Origin of the sequence: Mesoflavibacter sp. CH_XMU1422-2 (genome assembly GCF_037029245.1) — a bacterium.
In the GTDB taxonomy this organism is placed as follows: Bacteria; Bacteroidota; Bacteroidia; order Flavobacteriales; family Flavobacteriaceae; genus Mesoflavibacter; species Mesoflavibacter zeaxanthinifaciens.
Map to the genome: position 1 here is coordinate 4822 of NZ_JAYMEE010000085.1, position 1203 is coordinate 6024.

Sequence of the window (1203 nt, forward strand, 5' to 3'; positions counted from 1 at the left end):
AAGTGTTAAACCACGCAACTACTCATAGCCGAGACCGTTGGCAAACATTTGAAAAGCAGAACTATGAAAATAAAATTTAACGAAACTGAAAAGTCGATTGAAATAAAAGATGGATTAAAAAAGCAGTATTTATTAATGAATATATCATTGATTTATATTCTTGTGAATTCTGTTCTTTTCCCTCTATTTGTGTTGGACAAAAAACAAATGGAATGGATGGGATTTATTTGGATAATTCTCGGAATTTTTTCAATTGTATTGCTTGCCTATCAAATATTCAAAAAAACAGCATCTGAAAAACTGAAAATATCTGAAATTAGCTCATTAACCGAAAAACAATTTTTTGGACGAAAAAGGTTCAGTCTGAAATTGAAAAACGGAAAATTAAGAGACTTAATGGAAATGAAAAATGAATTTGATATTGAAGAAACTAAAAAGTTGTTTAAAAATATCGGAATTGAAACAAACTGAGTAAATAAAAAACGATTTGCCAACACCGTGTATAGCTCATTGCGGCTGAATTCCTAATCGGAATTCATTGCAATTTGCTATCTTTGGTTTTCGGCGAAAAATCCTCGCGGATTTCCCGCAACGAGCCATACACAAAACCGTTAGCTTTAATGCTGGAGCAAGTTTGCGGTTTAAAAAAAAGCCTGGTTTATTTTTCGATTTTTTTTTAGAATTTTAAGGTAGATAAATCAGAAAAACTGTGTGCGGAATTTCAAAATTTTCGGAATTATCACTCAAACGTGAAATGAAAAACAACAGCGGAATTGTTCACTCAAACTCTGAATTGAATTACGCTTGACTTTTTAGCTTGTTTGCGCAATCGGAACTGGAAAAACAACGCTGGAATTGTGCACTCAAACCTGAATTAAAAAACGGTCGGAATTTGAGCAAGTTTGCGGAATGAACTAAAAACGGAAATTAAAGAAATTGGAATAAAAAACTGACCGAAAAACAAAAACGGAATGAATTATAAAAGCACTAAAAGCTAACAACGGCTATAATTCATTACGGCGGAATTTCCTCGCGGAAATTCCATTCATTTTTGCTATCTTTCGGTCAACGTCGGAAAAATGGTCGCCCATTTTTCCGTAACGAAACCATAGCCAAAACCGTTGTAAGTAATGTTGACCAAACCAAGATAATTTCTATATGCAATTAAAAATACCTACAGATAAAGCAATTGAAATTTTAAAA

At 32.7% G+C, this 1203-nt stretch carries 1 protein-coding gene; it reads left to right on the forward strand.

Annotation, left to right across the window (positions count from 1 at the left end; genetic code table 11):
- The first annotated feature begins 63 nt into the window (after positions 1-63).
- Positions 64-471 carry a hypothetical protein gene (locus WA340_RS12800; RefSeq protein WP_336129373.1) on the forward strand — a complete coding sequence of 136 codons (408 nt, stop codon included), beginning with the start codon at positions 64-66 and terminating at the stop codon, positions 469-471.
- Positions 472-1203 lie beyond the last annotated feature (732 nt).